At 66.9% G+C, this 18,685-nt stretch carries 19 protein-coding genes; 5 read left to right on the top strand and 14 right to left on the bottom strand.

The features are described 5' to 3' along the window. Nucleotide 1 precedes the first annotated feature (1 nt). From ACQY5G_RS04990 to ACQY5G_RS04980, 3 genes are all read right to left on the bottom strand, one after another. Nucleotides 2-427: a type II toxin-antitoxin system HicB family antitoxin gene (locus ACQY5G_RS04990; protein WP_428277581.1), complete on the bottom strand. Its 426-nt coding sequence runs from the start codon at nucleotides 425-427 to the stop codon at nucleotides 2-4. After that, a complete protein-coding gene (locus tag ACQY5G_RS04985; RefSeq protein ID WP_428277579.1) occupies nucleotides 424-621 on the bottom strand; it encodes a type II toxin-antitoxin system HicA family toxin in 198 nt (65 codons plus the stop codon). The genes ACQY5G_RS04990 and ACQY5G_RS04985 overlap by 4 nt, the downstream gene beginning before the upstream one ends. 124 nt (nucleotides 622-745) lie before the next feature. After that, nucleotides 746-1,822: a histone deacetylase family protein gene (locus ACQY5G_RS04980; RefSeq protein ID WP_428277577.1), complete on the bottom strand. Its 1,077-nt coding sequence runs from the start codon at nucleotides 1,820-1,822 to the stop codon at nucleotides 746-748. A gap of 241 nt (nucleotides 1,823-2,063) precedes the next feature. On the opposite strand from ACQY5G_RS04980, the gene ACQY5G_RS04975 reads away from it, so the two are divergent. After that, complete coding sequence (locus ACQY5G_RS04975) at nucleotides 2,064-2,786, top strand: aldolase/citrate lyase family protein (protein WP_428277575.1); 723 nt, start codon at nucleotides 2,064-2,066, stop codon at nucleotides 2,784-2,786. Between the two features lie 48 nt (nucleotides 2,787-2,834). Next, entirely contained in the window at nucleotides 2,835-4,373 is a 1,539-nt protein-coding gene (locus tag ACQY5G_RS04970; protein ID WP_428277573.1) for a S10 family peptidase, read from the top strand. A 54-nt stretch (nucleotides 4,374-4,427) separates the two neighbouring features. On the opposite strand, the gene ACQY5G_RS04965 is transcribed toward ACQY5G_RS04970, so the two are convergent. The 3 genes from ACQY5G_RS04965 to ACQY5G_RS04955 are packed head-to-tail and all read right to left on the bottom strand — an operon-like array spanning nucleotide 4,428 to nucleotide 7,302. Next, nucleotides 4,428-5,018, bottom strand: coding sequence for a hypothetical protein (locus ACQY5G_RS04965; protein WP_428277571.1), 591 nt, complete (start codon nucleotides 5,016-5,018; stop codon nucleotides 4,428-4,430). Nucleotides 5,019-5,047: 29 nt separating this feature from the next. Next, nucleotides 5,048-6,166: a 6-bladed beta-propeller gene (locus ACQY5G_RS04960; RefSeq protein WP_428277569.1), complete on the bottom strand. Its 1,119-nt coding sequence runs from the start codon at nucleotides 6,164-6,166 to the stop codon at nucleotides 5,048-5,050. Next, nucleotides 6,163-7,302 (bottom strand): 6-bladed beta-propeller, encoded by a 1,140-nt coding sequence (locus tag ACQY5G_RS04955; RefSeq protein ID WP_428277567.1) that lies wholly within the window; start codon nucleotides 7,300-7,302, stop codon nucleotides 6,163-6,165. Before ACQY5G_RS04955 ends, ACQY5G_RS04960 begins: the two co-directional genes overlap by 4 nt. A 1,066-nt stretch (nucleotides 7,303-8,368) precedes the next feature. Between ACQY5G_RS04955 and ACQY5G_RS04950 the strand changes: the two genes are divergently transcribed. Then, a complete protein-coding gene (locus ACQY5G_RS04950) occupies nucleotides 8,369-8,953 on the top strand; it encodes a Uma2 family endonuclease (protein WP_428277565.1) in 585 nt (194 codons plus the stop codon). A gap of 358 nt (nucleotides 8,954-9,311) precedes the next feature. On the opposite strand, the gene ACQY5G_RS04945 is transcribed toward ACQY5G_RS04950, so the two are convergent. The 4 genes from ACQY5G_RS04945 to ACQY5G_RS04930 form a co-directional block, all read right to left on the bottom strand. Next, nucleotides 9,312-9,860, bottom strand: a complete 549-nt coding sequence (locus tag ACQY5G_RS04945; protein ID WP_428277563.1) for a Panacea domain-containing protein — start codon at nucleotides 9,858-9,860, stop codon at nucleotides 9,312-9,314. Between the two features lie 120 nt (nucleotides 9,861-9,980). Further along, entirely contained in the window at nucleotides 9,981-10,532 is a 552-nt protein-coding gene (locus ACQY5G_RS04940) for a rhodanese-like domain-containing protein (protein ID WP_428277561.1), read from the bottom strand. 34 nt (nucleotides 10,533-10,566) lie between these two features. Further along, nucleotides 10,567-11,826 (bottom strand): pyridoxal phosphate-dependent aminotransferase, encoded by a 1,260-nt coding sequence (locus tag ACQY5G_RS04935; RefSeq protein ID WP_428277559.1) that lies wholly within the window; start codon nucleotides 11,824-11,826, stop codon nucleotides 10,567-10,569. A gap of 6 nt (nucleotides 11,827-11,832) precedes the next feature. After that, nucleotides 11,833-13,308, bottom strand: coding sequence for a serine hydrolase (locus ACQY5G_RS04930; protein ID WP_428277557.1), 1,476 nt, complete (start codon nucleotides 13,306-13,308; stop codon nucleotides 11,833-11,835). Nucleotides 13,309-13,455: 147 nt separating this feature from the next. On the opposite strand from ACQY5G_RS04930, the gene ACQY5G_RS04925 reads away from it, so the two are divergent. Both ACQY5G_RS04925 and ACQY5G_RS04920 read left to right on the top strand, forming a co-directional pair. Beyond that, nucleotides 13,456-13,698 carry a hypothetical protein gene (locus tag ACQY5G_RS04925; protein WP_428277555.1) on the top strand — a complete coding sequence of 81 codons (243 nt, stop codon included), beginning with the start codon at nucleotides 13,456-13,458 and terminating at the stop codon, nucleotides 13,696-13,698. Between the two features lie 9 nt (nucleotides 13,699-13,707). Continuing rightward, nucleotides 13,708-14,052 (top strand): peroxiredoxin family protein, encoded by a 345-nt coding sequence (locus tag ACQY5G_RS04920; protein ID WP_428277553.1) that lies wholly within the window; start codon nucleotides 13,708-13,710, stop codon nucleotides 14,050-14,052. A 21-nt stretch (nucleotides 14,053-14,073) separates the two neighbouring features. Here ACQY5G_RS04920 and ACQY5G_RS04915 read toward each other — a convergent pair whose 3' ends face one another. From ACQY5G_RS04915 to ACQY5G_RS04900, 4 genes are read right to left on the bottom strand one after another with little or no spacing between them, the layout of a single operon-like run. Continuing rightward, entirely contained in the window at nucleotides 14,074-14,646 is a 573-nt protein-coding gene (locus ACQY5G_RS04915) for a TlpA family protein disulfide reductase (protein WP_428277551.1), read from the bottom strand. Continuing rightward, nucleotides 14,643-15,422 carry a cytochrome c biogenesis protein CcdA gene (locus ACQY5G_RS04910; RefSeq protein WP_428277549.1) on the bottom strand — a complete coding sequence of 260 codons (780 nt, stop codon included), beginning with the start codon at nucleotides 15,420-15,422 and terminating at the stop codon, nucleotides 14,643-14,645. Before ACQY5G_RS04910 ends, ACQY5G_RS04915 begins: the two co-directional genes overlap by 4 nt. Continuing rightward, complete coding sequence (locus ACQY5G_RS04905) at nucleotides 15,419-17,557, bottom strand: amidohydrolase family protein (RefSeq protein ID WP_428277547.1); 2,139 nt, start codon at nucleotides 17,555-17,557, stop codon at nucleotides 15,419-15,421. The genes ACQY5G_RS04910 and ACQY5G_RS04905 overlap by 4 nt, the downstream gene beginning before the upstream one ends. Beyond that, the gene (locus ACQY5G_RS04900; RefSeq protein WP_428277545.1) at nucleotides 17,554-18,501 is read right to left on the bottom strand and encodes an MBL fold metallo-hydrolase; all 948 of its coding nucleotides are present in this window, start codon (nucleotides 18,499-18,501) and stop codon (nucleotides 17,554-17,556) included. The genes ACQY5G_RS04905 and ACQY5G_RS04900 overlap by 4 nt, the downstream gene beginning before the upstream one ends. Nucleotides 18,502-18,685 lie beyond the last annotated feature (184 nt).

Genomic DNA, 18,685 nt, shown 5'->3' with positions numbered 1-18,685 from the left:
GTCAGGCGAGACCCGGCGAGTCCGCCTCCGCACGTCGCTGGATGTAGCTCAACGCCGCGCGCGTGAGCCATCCCGAGCGCGTTTCTCCTTCCCTGCCCGCAGCCTGGTCCACAATCGCGAGCACGCGAGCCGGTACCGTGATGTTCACCCGACGGGTTCTGCTCGAGAGCTTCGAGATATCCACGGCAACGATGGCCCAGACGCCGCCCTTAAGGTCTTCATTGGCTTGATGCGCCTCCAGCGTTGCCCGTTCCGGAATCGGCTCGCCGTCCATGAGCAAGCCCTCGATGTGGCAGGCAATGGCCTCGGAGGCGGACTCGATGGCCACGTCCAGGGTATCTCCCGCCGAGAAGCAGCCCGGAAGATCGGGTACGGTCACTCCGTACGCGGTGTCCTCGTCCCTGTGAATCACGACCGCGAACCTCATCGGCGATCCTCCCATCTCCAGCCCGCCTGGCGAAAAATGCTGCGCAGCGTCCCGACGGGAATGTCCTTGCTCGGATGCTTGACCGTCACTCGTCCCGGCTTCTCCGTGTGAGTGAACTGGTGATGGCTTCCGCGCGTATTCCGGAGCACCCACCCGTCGCGCCTGAGCCTCCGGATGATCTCCGCGCTCGACATGGTGTGTATTGTACACACGGCGATCCGTTGGGACAACCCGCGGGAGGACGAGCCGCACGTGGTCGTCCCACGGTGGGGGCCGACGGCCCGGCGACCCGGAGCGTGCGAGGCGACGCGACTCGGGCTACCCCTCGAGCAGGGTCTCGATGTGCGCGGCGGTGGCCAGGGCCGTGCCGTCGAGGTTGTAGCCGCCCTCCAGCAACGAGACGACGCGCCCCTCGCAGCAGGCATCCGCGTAGTCCATCGCCGTCCGCGTCATGCGCCGGAAGGCGTCGTCCGTGAGCGCGAAGCAGCCCAGGAGGTCGTCGACCCGGCTGTCGAAGCCCGCCGAGAGGATGACGAAGTCGGGGTCGAAGGCGGCGACGGCCGGGGAGAGCGTGTCGTCCCAGCGGCCCAGCATGTCATCGTCGGTGGCGCCGCAGTCGAGGTGGACATTGATGTTGAATCCCGTCCCCTCGCCTTCACCGGTGAGGGCCGGGTCGCCCGTTTGCGGGTAGGCGGCCCAGTCGTGGGCGGAGAAGAAGAGCACCGACGGATCATCGTAGAAGGCGTTCTGCGTCGCGTTCCCGTGGTGGTAATCCCAGTCGATGACGAGCACCCGCTCGAACCCGTGCACCTGCTGCGCGTACCTCGCGGCCACGCCGGCGTTGCTGTAGTAGCAGAACCCTTCCTCGGCGCCCGTGTTGTTCGCGTGGTGACCGGGAGGCCGGATCGCGCAGAACGCGTTCCGTACCTGCCCCGCGACGACCGCATCGATCGCGGTGAGCGCCCCCGAAACGGCGAGTTCCGCGACCGGGCCGGAGACCTCGATGTCACGGATCGACGCGACGTGCTCCGGCGTGTGGAGCGCCTCGATATGCGGCATCGCCTCGGCGGCCGGCGCGAGCGGAACCGTGGCCTCGTCCAGCCCCCGCGCGACGAGTTCCTCCCGAATGCGCACGAGGCGGTCGGGAATCTCCGGCGGGCGCCCGCCGTCGGGCCGGATCAGGACGTGGTCCAGGTAGCGCGGATCGGAGAGGAGGCCGGTCCCCGTCGCGGGAACGGAGGACGCGCCGCGCGAGCCGGCGTTCGACGCCCCCGTGTCGGGCGCCTCCCGGCACGACCAGGCGGCGGCCGGCAGCAGGCCGAGCCCCGCGACGCCCAGAGCGGCCTCTTCGACGAACTTCCTTCGCGTGCGGGCAGAATCTCTCGGCGTGCGCATGGCGGGACCCCCTTTCCTGAAACTAGACTAATCGGAGGCTGACGAGGGCCGCGAGACCTCCCGCGAGAGTCTGTCGCCAGGGTTCGACCGGCCTGCCCCAACTCCGAGGTATCCCATGGCTGCCGGGAACACGCGCAGGAACCCTCCCCTCCGTACCCTTTGCCTTCTGGGCGCCGTCACCGGGGGCCTGGTCCTTTTTCACGGTTGCGGAGGCGCGCCGGGAGAGGAGGAGACGGATCCCATGACTGAACCCGAGGAGGCCGCCGACACCCGGATCGTGGACCAACTCGCCGCCGGGGACGCGGTCTTCGGACTCTTCTCCGGGGATCACACGCCCGAGGCCGGCGCCGCCATGGCCGCGAACCGTCCCCTCGATTTCGTGTTCTACTCGCTGGAGTCCGGTCCCTTCGACATTCCCGCGCTCGAGAGCTACGCCACGGCGATGTCCGAGGCCTCGGGGCACATGATGCCGCATCCGATGTTGCTGCGGATCCCCCCGATCCGGGACGGACACGACGAAGCGCGGGACCGCGCCGCGCAGGGACTGGCGGCCGGCATCTCCGGGATCGTCTACCCCCACGTCGAGACCCCGGAGGAAGCGGCCCTTGCCGTGGACGCGCTCGGCGACGCCGCCTGGCCCGGCAATCCCGGCGGCCACCTCATCAGCTTCCTCCTCATCGAGGACCAGGTCGGGATCGACAACGTGCGGGAGATCGTCTCCACCCCCGGCGTCAGCGCCGTCTCCCCGGGGCCGGGCGACCTCCGGCGCGTCTACGATGGAGACGTGGAGAAGGTGGAGGAGGCGATCCAGATCGTGCTCGCCGCCTGTCTCGAGTTCGATGTGCCGTGCGGGGTCACGGCCGGAGTGGACGACATCGCGATGCGGATCGAGCAGGGGTTCCGCGTGATCATCGTCACCCAGCCGGAAGCCGTCGCCCTCGGAATGGCCGCCGCCGGTCGCTGACGATCAACCCGCGACCCCGCGGATCGTTTTTATGCAGCAGGAGGAAAGATGAAGCCGCTCAGCCTGATCACACCCGTCCTCGCGCTCGGCCTCCTTCCCGCGGGCGCCCTCGCGCAGGACGAACCCGGGGCCGGCGGGAACGCTTCCGAGCCTCAGCCCGCCCGCTGGGCGTCGAACCATTCCATCGTCGTGGACGGCGCGACCGTCGAGTACGAGGCCGTCGTCGGCAGCGTCATCCTCCGCGACAACGAGGAGAACGCGACGGGAGAACTCTTCTACACGGGATACTTCCGGACGAACGGCGGAGACCCCTCCACGCGCCCCATCGTCTTCGCCTACAACGGGGGGCCCGGGTCCGCCTCCTTCTGGCTACACATGGGGATCATGGGACCGCGCCGCGTCGTCACGCCCAACGTGGGCCAGCAGGCGCCGCCTCCGTATCCGCTGGTCGACAACGGCTACACCGTCCTCGACATCGCGGACGTCGTGATGGTGGACCCGATCGGGACGGGGTTCAGCCGCCCTGCCGGCGACGCCGACGGGACCCATTTCTGGGGGATGGACGAGGACGCCGCCTCCCTCACCCAGTTCATCCGCCGCTTTCTCAGCGAGAAGAACCGGTGGAACTCGCCCCGCTACATCCTCGGCGAGAGCTACGGCACGACGCGATCCGTGCTCCTGGCACGGCACCTGCAGAACGCGAACATCGACCTCAACGGGGTCGTGCTCGTCTCCGCCGTCATCGACTTCAACACGCTCCAGTTCCCGGATGGGTCCCACATCGGCTTTATCACGAACGTCCCGTCCTTCGCGGTCGCGGCCGAGTACCACGACATGCTGCCGGGCGGGCGCCCCGACGACCTCGAGACGTTCATGAAGGAGGTCGAGGCGTGGGCGCTGACCGACTACGCGCAGGCGCTGCTGGCCGGCACCGCCGTGGATCCCGAGCTGCGAGCGCGGGTGCTGCGGCAGATGCACGAGTACACGGGGCTCAGCATGGAGTACCTGGACAAGGCCGATCTGCGCGTCTCCGCGCCGGCGTTCGAGAAGGAGCTGCTGCGGGACCGGCGGCTCACGCTGGCGCGGCTCGACACGCGGTTCACGGGGCCCACGGGAGACCTGCTCGACCTGACCCCCGACCACGATGCGCAATCCTCGGCCATCAGTTCGGCCTACACCTCCCTGTTCAATACGTACGTGCGGGATGAACTCGGCTACGACGGCGACCGGGAGTACTGGCCCAGCGGGATGGCGCGCCCGTGGAACTGGGAGCGGGAGGGGGGCCGGCGCGGACCGTTCGGCGGCTCCGCGCTCAACGTGGGACCCGACCTCGCGCACGCGCTCGAGCGCAACCCGCGACTCGAGGTCCTGCTCATCAACGGGATCTACGACTTCGCGACGCCGTACTTCCCCATCGTGTGGTCGCTGGAGCAACTCGGCCTGCCGCCGGACCTTCGCGACAACATCACGCGCGACGACTTCGCCGCCGGCCACATGATGTACGTCGAGGAGAGCCTGCTCCCGCAGTGGCGCGAGACGCTGGCCGGGTTCATAACCCGCACGGCAGGCGGAAACCTGGTCCCGTAGCCCACGGTGTAATCTCAGCGTTGATGCGACCGACTCTTGTCCCGCAGACGGACATCACCCGCTTCCTGAACCGTCCACCGACAGGTCCACGACGGCACCCTCCGCCACCCACTCTTCGATCTCCTTCGCACCCAGTTTTCTCAGAACCTCTCGCCGACCCTCGATCCTCCGCGCCCCCGCATCCAGCGCCACTGTTTGCTCGATTATCACCACCTGCGGTGTCGCAGCCCAGCCGGGAACTTCATCGTTGTAGATAAACTGCAACACGCCGCTATTTAGCCAGCCTCGACCCGCCAGTACTTCGTCAAACAGGCCATGTTCTTCCAAATGCTCAATGCCCGCAGATGCCACCATATCTCGGGCCACGCCCATTGTCACGAATTCCAATCCCTCGTCCAGCGCCTGCCGTTGGACGAGGATTTTTGCGGCCCTGATCCCCTCGATCGTCTCCGGCAAATTGGACCAAAAACAATTCGACGACACGATCGCCACAAGAAGTACTTCCTTGCCCTCCTGCAACCGCGCGAGAGGTCTATATTCCTCTGATGATGTGCGCGGATTCCACTGCACACTTATGCTTGGCAGGGGCAAGAATCGTGCCCATCCAACGGCCACGCCGACGGCAAACAACGCCAGGATCGCCACGCAGCGCCTCGCTCCGACAGACATTATCTTCATCCTTGTTCCATGTGCCATATTTGGAGCCGCGGATACGGGCCGGGCACACTTCGCACATACAGATCGCTATTCATGGCGAGAATGCGCCCATTCGGTGAGCTTTCCTCCAGTAATCCACCTTCTCCAGTTGCGAAATCCAGTAAGTATGTCCGCACCCCCGATTCGCCCATCTCGAGCTCACGGTAGTACGACGCCATCAGGAACCCGACTCCCGTGGGGAGCAGTCTAGATAGAGTCTCACGCGGTGGCACCGGTGCGCCTCTCAGGGATCCCACCTCAAGCCAATATCCTTGCACGTAATCCGAGAGGCTGGTGGACCACGCCTTTCGTCCAGCGTAAGAATAGGCAACTAATGAGGGGGAATGTCGGTGCCCATATACGACGACATCGGCATCATTTTCGCAAGTGATGATCCCTTCCGACAAAGACCTCTGCACTCCCGGTGATCCGAAGAGGTACCCGGACCCGAACGGTACACCGCCGCTGGGTCGATATTGTCGCACCATACCTTCGGGCTCGCGGTGGCCACCAAGGAAGATGCGGCCGTCGCTAGCGCACATTGAGAATGGGACCGTCTCGATCGTCTCCTGATCGTACCACTCGAATCCCGCCAGGCCACGCGTGAAGGTCTTTACCGCCCCCACCTGCCCCATGAGCAGGGTATCGCCCAAGACCTGGATGGGTGCGGGAAGCCGGAACTCATTCGGGCCATCGCCGATGCGACCGAACCAGTGCACGGCCACGCCTGCAGAATCGAACACAATCACCCTGCCGTTGCGACCGTCCAGAACGTAGATCTCGCCGCTCGCCGGAATCACGACTTCGGTCAGCTCGGCCAAGACATCTACGCCATTGCCATCAAGGGCACCTATGATGGCCCCTGGACGCGCCTGGAGGATCCGGTGCCGGAGCTGTGTCCACCGCGCGCGTGCATCGTCAGTCATCCTCGTTGAAGGAACCGTGTCGGGTGAAAGAAACGCCGTCGCCTCCTGCGCAATTTGCGCCAGCGCTTCAGGCAACGGATGATTGACGCCCTCCGGGACAGCTTTTTCACAACCGGTAAGCAGTGGAAGGAGGATCAGGCAGACGCCGCGAAGCACGCGTGTAGACGTCATTCCGGGTCGTCCATGTACCAAATCCGAAGTCTGGGGTACGGCCCGATCACATATGTGACGTAGCGATCCTCGGCGATCGCCATGATCTCACGATCCGGGGCGTCGGTTTCCTCAATCAGCGCACCGTGACCGGTGCTTGCATCCACGAGATAGACCCGACTGGTGCGACGTGCTGATTCGTCTGCCCGAAAATAGGATGCCACAACGAACCCGGAACTGGTAGTGACCAAATTGGTCAGGGTTTCCTTAGCACCGATTGGAGTTTCGAGCCAACCGGCGGCGGTGTAGGTCCATTTGCCTTCCATGTAATCCGAGAGGAACGCGGACCATGCTTGATCACCTTGCGGAGTGTAGGCATTCAAGCCGGGCAGATACTGGTATCCGTGCACAACCCGGGCTGGATCTTCGACGCAGGCAACGGGACCAAGCGACAGCCGTGCACGAACGAGGTCAGGGCCGGACGGGTAACCCCGACCGAATGAACGCGCAGGCGTCAATGTCTGGAGATCGTACCTGGCTAGCGGTGCGTTTGGTTGTCTTTGCACGCTGGCGAAGACATTCCCATCCAAGGGGCAAATGGAATAAAGGGGTATCTGGACAGGGAGATGGTCCCTCGGCACGTACTCACTTGCTGACCGATGGAACACCTTCACGCGCCCGTCTTGTGTGACCAGGAGCGAATCACCCCACGCATCGATATCCCTTGGTGTCCTGAACTCCATCGGGCCATCGCCAACTCTGCCAAATTCCGACATGAAGCGTCCCGCAGAATCGAACTCGACAACGCGCCCGCTCATGGCATCAAGGACGTGTGTTCGACCGCCGCTCCCCAACGTAACGGCGACGTGCGTCGCGAAGACGGCTGGACCATCTTCGTCAAAGCTACCAAGAACGGGTCCTGGACGAGCATCGAGAATGGCCCGACGCGTGAGGCGCCAGCGGGACGCCGCTTCCTCGTTCATTTCTGCCGGCGGTGCCGTATCGGGTCGGATGATCGCAGTCGCTCCGGCTTCCAGATTCCGCAGTTCCTTTTGAAGAGGATGGACCGTACTGGTCGTTCCGTCGGAACTGCAGCCCGTTACGGCTAACGATAGCAGCGCCAGGTAGCGCTTAAACGATGATGTCGCAATCGGCATCAAAGCAGCGGCCACCGTACATTGAGCAGTTGGTCCAGGAGTTGCCGAGCGAATCCAGACACATGCTTCTGTCGATCGGACTCCAGTAAGTGCACTCGTCTTGATCGCAGCCTGGCCAAGGATCTTCCTGCGCCGAAACCGGGGCGGGGGCAGTGGCGTTACCGAGAGTCATGCCGAGCATTACCACCAGTGGTGCGACCGCGAACCAAGTCGTCGCCTTCTTTACGTTTCGAGACAAGAGTTCCTCCCTTCAACTGTGTGAGTTACGAGGGTTTGAGACTTCTGATTATGTTACGCTAGCTCTTCAGAAGAGGCACTCGGCGTCGCGACAGTGAGGCTGCAACTCCGGTCCGAGGGGGCCGTCAACGCTTACCCAAGTAGCATCGCATTGCATGCCGTCAGCGGCATCTCCATCGTTGCACCACCACATTAGGTCACCCTCGACTCGCCCATACAGCTGGCATGAGTTGTTCTCGCAGGACATGGCCGCCGAAACCGGTGTGGGCGCAATGGCCCCTCCGACGATGGTTCCTCCCGCAAGAAGTGCCGGAGCAAGAAGGAACCAGTACGCTGTCCGCGCGATTCGCTGAGTGAACATCGCGATACCCCTCCGTCCTTGGTTTAGACTCGGATATGAGCCCCATATCCTGGACACCCCGCCCTTCTCGGGACTCGTTCCCGAGGACTCGCGTATGAATGCTAGCAGGCAGCTACGTTCGTCGGGAAGACACGATATCGGTGAATCTTTGACGAAATCGGTGCCATCGCCTTCAGGAGTTCGACCCGCGAGCGGAGCAGCAGTCGTCGCTGACAGCAGAAGATCCAGGCGGCGCGGTCGGAGCCCGATGTGGTCCTGCGCTCGGGGACGTCGTCACTCCTGCCTCGGCGACCGGTCAGGACTCCATCGGCGCTCCCGGGCATCGACGAGCATGACGCTCCCGATCTCGAGTGGCCGCCCTCCTCCTTCCATCATCCCTTCCACGCGGTTGAGGACGCGATGACGGTGTCGCGCATCATTGGTTCCGGGTTGGATCGGATGCGAGCGCGGAGCTATGATGTGCGAACCATGCAACTTACCGAAGGCACCTGGCGGGACGCGCAGCGGATGCCCGACGATGGCAACCGCTACGAGGCGATCAACGGGATCCTGCACGTGACCGCCGTCCCCAAGTGGCGCCATCAGGTGGTCAGCAAGCGGCTCCTGATGAGGCTCTCCCAGTTGGTGGAGGATCCTGGGCACGGCGAGGTGGCGGCCACCCCCGGGGTCGAGTTTCCGGCCACCGGCGAGGGAGTGCAGCCGGACATCCTCTTCGTCTCCAACGAACGGCGCCACATCGTCGAGGAGGCGGGACTTGTGGGGGCGCCGGACCTCGTCGTCGAGGTTCTCTCTCCCTCCACGGCCGAGCGCGACCGCGGCGCGAAACGGCGGCTCTACGAGCGCCAGGGCGTTCGCGAGTACTGGATCGTGGACCCTGCCGAGAATCAGGTCGACGTGTACCGCTTCGGCCCAAGCACCGGGGCGCGACCGACGCTGCACCTCGGGCCCGAGTGTTTCGGCCGCCGGCTCCCCGTCCGCCTCGGCGACACGCAAGTCGGCGTGATCGACCTCTCCGGCATCTTCGCCCCCGTATTCGGCGACCCCGCGCGCTGACCGGGCTGGTTCCGAGGTGACGCGCCATATGAGTCGGCTGATCTCGAGCAGCGTAAGCGCGACGCCGAGCAGGATCGCGATCGCGGTCGCCGTGGTCTGTATTGCACGAAGCGTGGCCTCGTTCTTGTCCACGTAATTCCCCTGGATCCGACCCACCCGAGCCTCGATGTTGTCCAAACGCGCCTTTAGGCTTCCCATGTCGAATCCGGTCCAATCCGGCAACGGGGTCGGGCCTGCCGGCATCGCCGCTGTCCCAAGCGGAACCGCGCGGCGGCTGGCGCCAACCGCCTCCGATACTTGAGCGCCGTATTCGTCCAGAGGGTCGCTTCGCCGTTCGCGGCCTTCGTCTTCGGGCGGGTCAGTGGGTGACGGCACTCTGCTCTTCCGCACCGGCGCTCGCGATCAACGCGTCGTAGTAGATCCGAATGGCCTCGTTGGGGATCACGGATCCCTCCCCAAGGCCGAAGAAGGTGTTGTACCAGGGCGTTCCGGGGGCGGTGATGCGACCCGTGAGCGTCCTCCAGTCGTCCTCCCTATAGGTGTCTTCGACCGCGCTGATCACGGCTCGGGCCTTGGGGCCGAGCAACATGTCGCCCGGGGTTCCCGGACGACGGATCGGATTCATGCGATGATGCTGAAAGGACCCGTAGACCGCGGGGATCGACGGACCGGGCGCCCACGCCTCGACGTTGTCCAGGAACAAGGGCTCGCCGTGACAGGTAAGCGTGAGCGCGTGCGCCAGGTACGTCAGACCCAGCAGATCGGCGAAATTGGTTTCGACCCCCGCCCGCTGGCGCAGGTGAAGAATGTGCTCCGCCACCAGGATCGCCGGTACGGGGGCATCCGTCATCAGCGGCTGCGCCGCCGTTTGGTATCCTCGTGTACCGGGATTCGCGATCCGCTCCATGCTTGTCATGCTCTACCCGGGCCGCTTGTGTTCTCAAAGGTGTTTCTCACGACAACCCATGATACGGCATGGGCGTCATCCGGGGCTCAACATCATTCCCACGCCTGGGCTTGCCGGGGCCTACCAGATCGTTTCGTAGCGGGCGGGGGCGAGATCCCAGGTCTCGCCGTAGACGTGGAGGCGGTTCGTCGGTCCGTCCGGGCCCACGAGCGGCGCGCCGGCGTGGGTCCACGAGAGGAGGCTTCCGCGCAGGTTGAGGACGGGCCGGCCCTCCTCGTTCTGGCGCTTTGCGTACTCCGAACTCCGGTGCCCGATCGTACAGTACGCCACGACGGTCAGCTCCGCGTACCGGTCCGGATCCTGCTCGAACTCCTCGGAGGTGATGGAGCCGGGAATCCAGGAGACTTCGCGCTCGCGGGGCGCCCGGGCGTCGACGAGCACGACGCTTCCGGTCTCGAGAAGCCGCCCCACCTCCTCCACGGTGACGGCTTTCACCTCGGGAAAGCGCCGTTCGACCTCCTCCACCATCTCTTCCACGCGCGCGAGCTTCTCCTCGTCCGTCAAATCCGCCCGACTCGCCTGGCCGGCGCAACCGGCGACAGCGATGAGTACGAGGGTCGGGGCCAGCACCCCACGGGCTGCGAGAACCAGCGCTGCCTTCTGTCGTTCCATCAGCATTCTCCCGGTAGCCTCCCGGACGGACCGCTCAGGCGGCGCGGGCGGTCGCGATCCCCTCGGCCAGCGCTTCGACGAGCCGCGGAATCGAGTGCGCCGGCGTGGCGCAGAGCGCGATCCGCACCGCGCCCTCCATCGGAACCACGTACACCCCGGCCTCGCGCATGGTTGCGGCCGTCACCTCCGCGTCCGGCGTGAACACCGAGACGAAGAAACCGCCCTCGTAGCGGGGGTAGGACATCCCCGCGCCCCCCGCAAGCTCGTTGAAGACCGCGACCCGCTCGTTGAGGAGGCGGATCATTCCCGCGCGCTCCTCGTCCGTGCGCCGCCGCAGCTCCGGATCCGTGAGGAGTTCGGTGGCGCCGAGCAGTCCGAGGTGGTTGCAGTTGGACCACGTGGCGCGGCACGAGAACCCGAGCGCGTTCGAGATCCGCTGCCGCTCCTCCGCCTTCCGGTGGAGCGCCACGAGCGCCCCCACGCGCGCGCCGTAGAGGGCGAACGACTTCGACACCGTCCAGCCCACGAGAATCGTCGCGGACTCCATCATCCGCGGGATGTGGCCGATCCAGCGATTCGACCCCTCGTCCCCGAACTTCGCGTACGCGTGGTCGAGGAGGAACGCGACGGGACCCCGCCGGCCGACCTCACGCACGATCTCCGCCACCGCTTCCCACTCCGCCTCGTCGAGCGAATACCCGGTGGGGTTGTTGCAGGGGAAGTTGAAGAGGACGAGCGACCGCCCCTGCCGATCGATCTGGCCCTCGAGCGCGGCCCGGAACGCCTCGACGTCGAGGCGAATCCCGGCATCGAACATGTTGAAGGTCTCGACCGCGCGGCCCGAATGGGTCGAGATCGTGTGGTACGGACCCCAGTAGTAGCTGGGCGTGAGCGCCGCCTGCCCGGGCTCGAGGAAGTTCAGGATCGCGTGGTGGATCGCCCCGGTGCTCCCGGGCGTGGCGACGGCGACCGCCTGCTCGGCGAGGCCGCCCTCCCCGCAGAGGTCCGCGATCACCGCGGCCAGGTACGGAGGGTCTCCGGAGATCGGCGCATAGCCGGCGGCGCGCGCGTGCGGCACGCGCCCCAGCGCCTCGGCGGCCGCGGGCATCACCGCGAGGCTCCCGTCGTCGTTCATCAGCGCCCCGAGCGTCGAGTTCAGGATCGACTCGCCCGCCGCGGCCCGCCGCACGGCCTCGCCGTGCAGAGCGAAGATCGGATCGTTGCCCTCGCGCGTCGCCGCCTCCCGAATGAGGCTGCCGGAAGGACCGGAAAGAGGGGTCGTCGCCGTCGTCATCGTCCGCTACCGGACCTTGTTCGAGAAATTGCCGTGGACGCTGTACCGGGCGATGGCGCCGTCCTCCCGGTGGAAGATGTACGCCTCTCCCGGCTCGCCGTCGTCCCGCATGCGCCGGAAGGTATCGCCGTCCTCGTGCCGGAGCTTCGTCATCGCTTCGAGCGGGTCGTTCGTCGGAACGCCGAGGACCGCGAGACCATCGTCCCACCGAAGGATGACCGACTCTCCCCACGTGGACTGGTAGAGTCCCTCGTACTCCGCCAGGGAGGCCGGGCGCGGGGTCCCACCGTCCGGATCGCTCCGGATCTCCTCGAAGGCCGCGCCGAGCGTCGCCATCATCTTCGTCCACACGTCGGTGGGATTGGCCTGGGCGTTCATCATCACCGCGCCCGCCAGCTTCTTCGCCGGGAGGATCTGGAAGGTCGAGCGGAAGCCCGGACAGCTCCCGCCGTGGCCCACCGTGCGTTCCCCATCGCGGCGCGAGACCGCGAACCCGAGCCCCCACATCGTGTCGAAGTCCGGGTCGACCCAGTGCACGCGGTGCATCTCCCTCAGCGTGTTCGCGTCGAGGATCTCCGTCCCCCCGTTCGCCAGCAGCCGGAACTGCCACGACGCGAGACGCGCGAGATCCTCCACGGTGGAGGCGAACCCCGCCGCGGACGCCATCCCCAGCGCCTGGAAGAAGGGGGCCTCGGCCCGGTCGCCGTCCCGCTCGAGCCGCGAATATCCGGTGGCGTAGCGGCCGCCCCGGTGCTCGACGGGAATGTCGGGGTACGTGTCCGACATCCCGAGCGGCTCCAGGATCCGGCTCCGGATGTAGTCGTCATACGCCATCCCCGAAGCCTGCTCGACCAGCTGCCCCGCCAGCGCCATGCCGAGGTTGGAGTACTGGAAATAGCGGCGGCCGGGGTACAGCGTCTCCTGCTCCGCCAGCCCCTCGATGATCTCGTCCACCGTCGGGAAGGGGTGATCGGGACCGGTCCAGTAGGGGTGCGCCGATTCCCGCGGGAGTCCCGACGAGTGGGTGAGGATCCCCTCCACGCTCACGTTCGGACCGTCGGGATAGACCTGCTCGAGGTCGTACCACGGAAGGTGCGCGGAGACGGGGTCGTCGAGACCCAGCTTGCCCTCGTCCCGCTGCTGCATGACTCCGATGGAGGTGAAGAGCTTCGAGATCGAGCACACCGAGTACATCGTCGACGGGGTCGCGGGGACCTCGGTCTCGCGGTGGGCGTACCCGTATCCGCGGGCCCAGACGAGGTCCTGATCGTGCACGAGCGCCGCGGACACGCCGGGAATCTTCTCGTACGCCATCTTCGCGTCGAGCCAGGCCTCGAACAGCGCCACCGCCTGCTCGAAGCGCGGATCGTTCACGGGATCGCCGTTCCCCTGGGCGCACCCGGACGCGGGAGCCGCGAGAACGACGGCGACGACGCAGGCGACGGCGCGACGCCATGGACGGCCTCGGAATGGACGGAGCATGAGGCGCCTCCTTGAGGGGCGGGGTGAGCATCGGTCTTCGGCCTCCGGCGGCGAGGCGTCGTTCAACTCTGGCGCGAACGCGGGGGGCGCGCCACCCTTCGGCATGGCTCTTTCACCTTTCTTCCACCCGCACGAAAGGACCGAGACATGCGGAGACTTGTCCTGGCCGCGGCCCTCGCGCTCGGCCTTGCCGGCATGCTCGCCATCGGAGGCGCGGCCCCGGTGAGCGCGCAGGACTCGCAACTGCTCGCCGTGGGCGAGATGGCGCCGGACTTCGCGCTCCCGGGCGCGACGCGATACGGCGCGCTGGAGAACCCGATCCGCCTCAGCGACTATCGCGGCGAGACCGTCGTCCTCGCCTTCTTCTTCAGAGTCAGGACGCGTGGCTGAACGGTTCAGATGAGAGCGTACCGTGATCAGTACGCAAGTGTTTTCAACGAGGGCCGCAACGTGGTTCTCGTCGGTATCTCGAACGACCCGGTGGACGAACTCGCGTCATGGCTGAAGGACGAGGACTTCCCGTTCCTGTTCGGCAGCGACGCGGACAATGACGGGGGGACGTACGTCGCCTTCGGCGGAGGGTTGAGAGACAGCAACGCGGTGGACAGCCGCGCCGTGATCGTCGTGGGCCCGGACGGCCGCATCGCGGGCGTGATCCCGAGCTTCAATCAGGTGGATCCCGCCGCCTACGACGAACTCGCCGCCATCATCGACGAGGTGACCCCCGAGCCCGTGGATCCGTAGCAGCCCACGGACTGCCGGAAGCTAATCCCCTCCCGCTTGCTGATCGGAGAGGATTCCGGTGACGGCCCCGACGAGATCCTGGTCGGGGCCGACGCCGGTGTAGGCCACCTTCCCTTCCGCGTCGAGGATCACGACGATCGAGGTCGTGGTCGCCGAGTAGGCGCGCACCGCCGCGCCATCCGCATCCCACAGGTAGGGGTACTCCGCCCCGTGTGCCTCCGCGTGACGTCGCACGCGGCGCAGCGACTGGGCCACGGCCACGGCGACCGCGACGACGTTGACCCGGTCGCCGAAGTCCGCCTGCACCCGGTCGATCTCGGGCTGCAGTCCCTCGCACTGTTCGCACCACGCGGCCCAGAACTCGATGAGCGTGGGCTTGCCGGCGGCGTAGTCGAGGAGCTGGATCTCGTTGCCGTCCAGATCCTGCAGAGTGGCGTCCGGCCCCTGCGTTCCAGTGGCGAGGCTCACCTGCCCCGCTCCCGCCTGCGCCTGGAGTGGATTCGCCGACAGGAGGCTGGCCCCGGCGATCGCGGCCAGCGCGGCGAAGATTGCGCGCGCCGCGAACGTGGCGACGTGTCTCGGTTTCGCGTTCACATGAAGTATCCCGCCCGGATGAGGTAGAACTGCGCCATCCCGATCATGATGACGGCTGCGGCCCGTTTCATCCAGATCATCCACATCCCCGACGTCGGCAGCACGGCGAGCGTCCCCGAGAAGAGGCCGACGGCGATGAGCACGGCGGTCATGCCGATCGAGAAGGTGAACAGGTAGACGAACCCCATGAGCCCGGCCTGTTCGGCGACGACCCAGGTGAGAACCACGGCGAAGGCGGGCGCCCCGCACGGCGCGGCCACGATGCCGGAGGTCGCGCCGAGGAGGAACACAGCTCGGTAGGATCCGCCGCCGCGGCTGCTCGCCCACGCCAGGAGCCGCTTCGGCACTGGAACCGGGAAGACGTCCAGCATGAACAGCGAGAAGAAGAGCAGGAGGTTCCCGGTCGCGAACAGCGCCCAGAAGCTCGCGCCGATCGAGCCGAGCACGGTGCCGCTGAGCCCGGCGATGACGCCGAGCAGCGAGTAGAGGAGCGCCAGTCCCAGGGCGTACGTGAGCGTCAGTCCGATGGTGCGCTTTCGCGGCTGACCCTCGCCCGCCGTCCCTGAGATGACCGAGAACGTGATCGGGATCATCGGCCAGATGCACGGGTTCGTGCTCGTGAGGACCCCCGCCCCGAAGAGCGCGCCGAGCGCGAGAAACGGGTTGTCGGAGAGCGCCGGGAGGAGCCCGCCCGCCGGCTCCACCTGCGGCGCCGCGAGGGCGATCGCGTCGATGGCGCCGGTGGCAAAGGCTCCCGTCAGGAGCGAGGTGATCATGGAACCAGCGGCTCCGCCGGCGGGCCGCCGAAGACGATCACGCCATCCTTCACGACGAGATCGATGTTCCGCAGGTCGGCGATGTCAGCCAGCGGATCCCCGTCCACGAGGATCAGGTGCGCGCGCCGCCCCGGCTGCACGGTCCCGAAGTCCTCCTCCTTCCCGAGCCAGCGCGCGCCGTTCGCCGTCGCGGCCCGCAGGATCGCGGCGTTCGGCACGCCGGCCTTCGCGTACGCCTCGAGTTCGTTGAACAATCCCACGTTGTCGGTACCCGCGAGGAGCGGGACTCCGGCCTCGACGGCGCGGCGCACGAATTCGCCCATGCGCTCGTACGCCTGCCGGGCGGTGTGGAACTCCGGGAGCGAGAAGCGCGCGCGGTCGCTGTCCTCGATCTCCTGGATGTAGAGGGTGGGGTCGAGTCCCGTCTCCGTCTCCGCCATGAGTTCGAGGAGAGACGTCACCTCGGGGCTCGCCGGATCGATCTCGCGCCAGTCCGCCTGCATCCGTCCGACGGGGTTGCGGCCGCCGTCGAGCGACATGTCCCGGCCGTCGACCTGGATCTCCGGCGGGAGGAAGTCGCGCCACACCCGGATGTGGTTGAACCCGCTGATCCCTGCCTCGATCGCCTGCCGCCAGCTCGTGCGGACGCCGATGTGTCCCGTGACCGGCAACCCCTGGACGCGCGCCTCGGCCACGACGGCGGCAAGCACATCCGGATCGAGCAGGAAGTACGCCTTGAGCAGATCGACGCCCTGTTCCTTGAGCGCGCGGACGAGCGCCGGGGCGGCTGCGGGGTCGTCGATGCTCACGTCGACCAGCGGGTGGTAGCCGGCGGGGCCGTCGATCAGCGGGCCGGCGGTGTACACGTCCGGCCCGGCCAACACGCCCAGCCGCACCGCGTCCTTGAAGTCCATCGCGTCCTGGATCGCCGAGCCGGGGTCGCGGATCGCGGTGATTCCGGCGGCCAGCAGATCCGCGCCGGCGAGGGGCTGCCAGTAGTGGTAGTGGTTGTCCATCAGCCCCGGGAGCAGCATGCGGCCGCCCCCCTCGATGACCGGCGTGCCGGGCCCCACATCCGGGAAGGCCGCCCCGGCGCCTGTCCGCACGTCGGCGATCCGCCCGTCGCGGACAAGCACCGCCGCACCCGCAACCGCCTCGTCGCCCGTGCCGTCGAACAGGCGGACGTTCGTGATCAGCAGATCGTCGGCGGGATCCCCGGCAACCTCGAACCGGGCCTCGAAGGGGATCGGAATGAACTCGCCGCTCTCCAGGTCCAGCCGCTGCATCCGCCGCCCTCCGAGGACGAGCAGCCACTCGCCGGAGGGGTGGAACGCGAGTTGCTTCTGGTCGAACGGGCTCGCGAACAGATGCTGTTCGCCCGGGAACGACACGACGATGTGGTCGTAACCGTTGTGCGTCATGACGTACGCGCGTCGCGTGCCGTCCGCGCTCCACGCGACGGCCATCTCCCGCTCCGGCGTGTCCGTGACCCGTTCGATCGACATCTCCTCCAGGTCGAGTTCGTACACGTCCGTGCCGTCGAAGCGCCCCGTCTCGAGGAGGATCCGGCTCCCGTCCGGCGAGAGGGCGAACGACCATTCGTGCCAGTTCCGCGTGTGCGTGATCTGCTCCGCTTCTCCGCCCCCCAGCGGGATCCGCCACACGTGCGCCTCGTACTGCGAGCGGTCGTCCACGAAGAAGAGCTGGCTTCCATCCGGATGGAACTGCATGTGCCCGACGGACCCCGGAACGTGGTGCAGGAAGCGGACACCCCCCGTGGCCATGTTTCGCACGAGGATGTCCGCTCCCTGACGGGTTCTCGCGGCGTAGGCGAGGAAACGGCCATCGGGCGACCAGGCGGGGCGCGTGTCCCACGAGGCGCCGTCCGTGAGCTGGCGCGCCGCGCCGCCCTCGGCGGGAAGCGTCCAGATCTTCCCCAGGATGGAGACGGCGATCGTCGACCCGTCCGGCGAGAACGCGGGATCCCGGGCCCCGATGTCCACGGTCACGTGCGACTGCCCCTGGAGCGCCCCGACGCCGAGCGCGAAGCCGGCCGCGACCGCAGCGAGTCCGGCCACCCGACCCCACCGTCCCCCGGTGCCCAGGCCCGTGCCGTTGCTTTTCCGCATGCTCATCCCGGCACCTCTCCGTTCAGTTCCAGGTATCCGTTCAGTTCCAGGTAGACGCGCTGGATCGCGCGCGGCTTCTGGCTGTCCCGAAGCGACCATTCTTCGATGGCGCCGAACGTCGCCGCCTCCGCCGCTTCCTCGGCGCTCAGTCCATCGCCGTGGAATCGCGCCGCCTCCTCCACGACCCGTTGCACCGCATCGCGAAACGACACGAGCCCCGCCTCGAGGATCTCCGGCGCCTCCATCACCCCGTGTCCGGGGATGTAGACATCCACGTCCATCTCGAGCGCGCGGTCCAGCATCGCCACCCACTCCGAGGGATACGCGGAACGCATGGCCGGGAAGATGTGCTTCAGGTACGTCTCGCTCATGAACAGCACCTTCCCCTCCGGAACGTATACGACGAGGTCCCCGCCCGTATGCGCGCGGCCGAGGTGCAGGAGCTGGATCTCGCGTCCGCCGAGTTCGAGCACCGTATTCTCGCCCACGATCTCCGTCGGGACGACGACCGGCGGCGCCCCGTCGGGCCGGTTCGGGTTGACTGCGCTCGCTTCCAGAATCGCCGCGGACGTGGGATGCGCGAGGAAGCGAGCCCCCGAGGGGAAGGCGGAGTTGCCGCCCGTGTGGTCCCCGTGGTCCGAGGCGACGACGACGTGCGTGATCGGCCGGTCCGTCATGCCCGCGACCGTGTCGACGAGCCGCTGCGTTTCCTCGGGATTCTCCTGCCCGTCGGCGACGAGCACCCCCGCCGGCGTGATGACGATGAGGCTCACCGTCGTGATGATCTCGCCCCCGGTCGGGTGGATCTGCTCGTACGCGTACACGTCCTCCGCGACCTCGATCACGCGTGGGTAATCCGCGTCCGTGAACCCGTGCACGTAGGGGTCGGACGTCTCCGGCCCCGCCGCCGCGACCTGGACCCCGGCTTCCGAGGAGGTCTCGCCGGGCACCCCGCAGGCGGCCAATAAAGGAAGAGCGAGCCAGGACACCCGATGGGAAGTCCGCCGAACCATGCTTGCCTCCGGGAAGGAGAGAACCTGGTTCGAATCTTCTCCCATCGAGGGTGCCACCCGCCAGACCCGGCCGGGCTGGTCCGAGTGGGAAGGGATATGCTAGCGTTGGGAGTTGTCGTCG

The sequence above is a fragment of the Candidatus Palauibacter sp. genome (assembly GCF_965261555.1).
GTDB lineage: Bacteria > Gemmatimonadota > Gemmatimonadetes > Palauibacterales > Palauibacteraceae > Palauibacter.
This window is presented reverse-complemented; position numbering and strand designations above follow the sequence as displayed.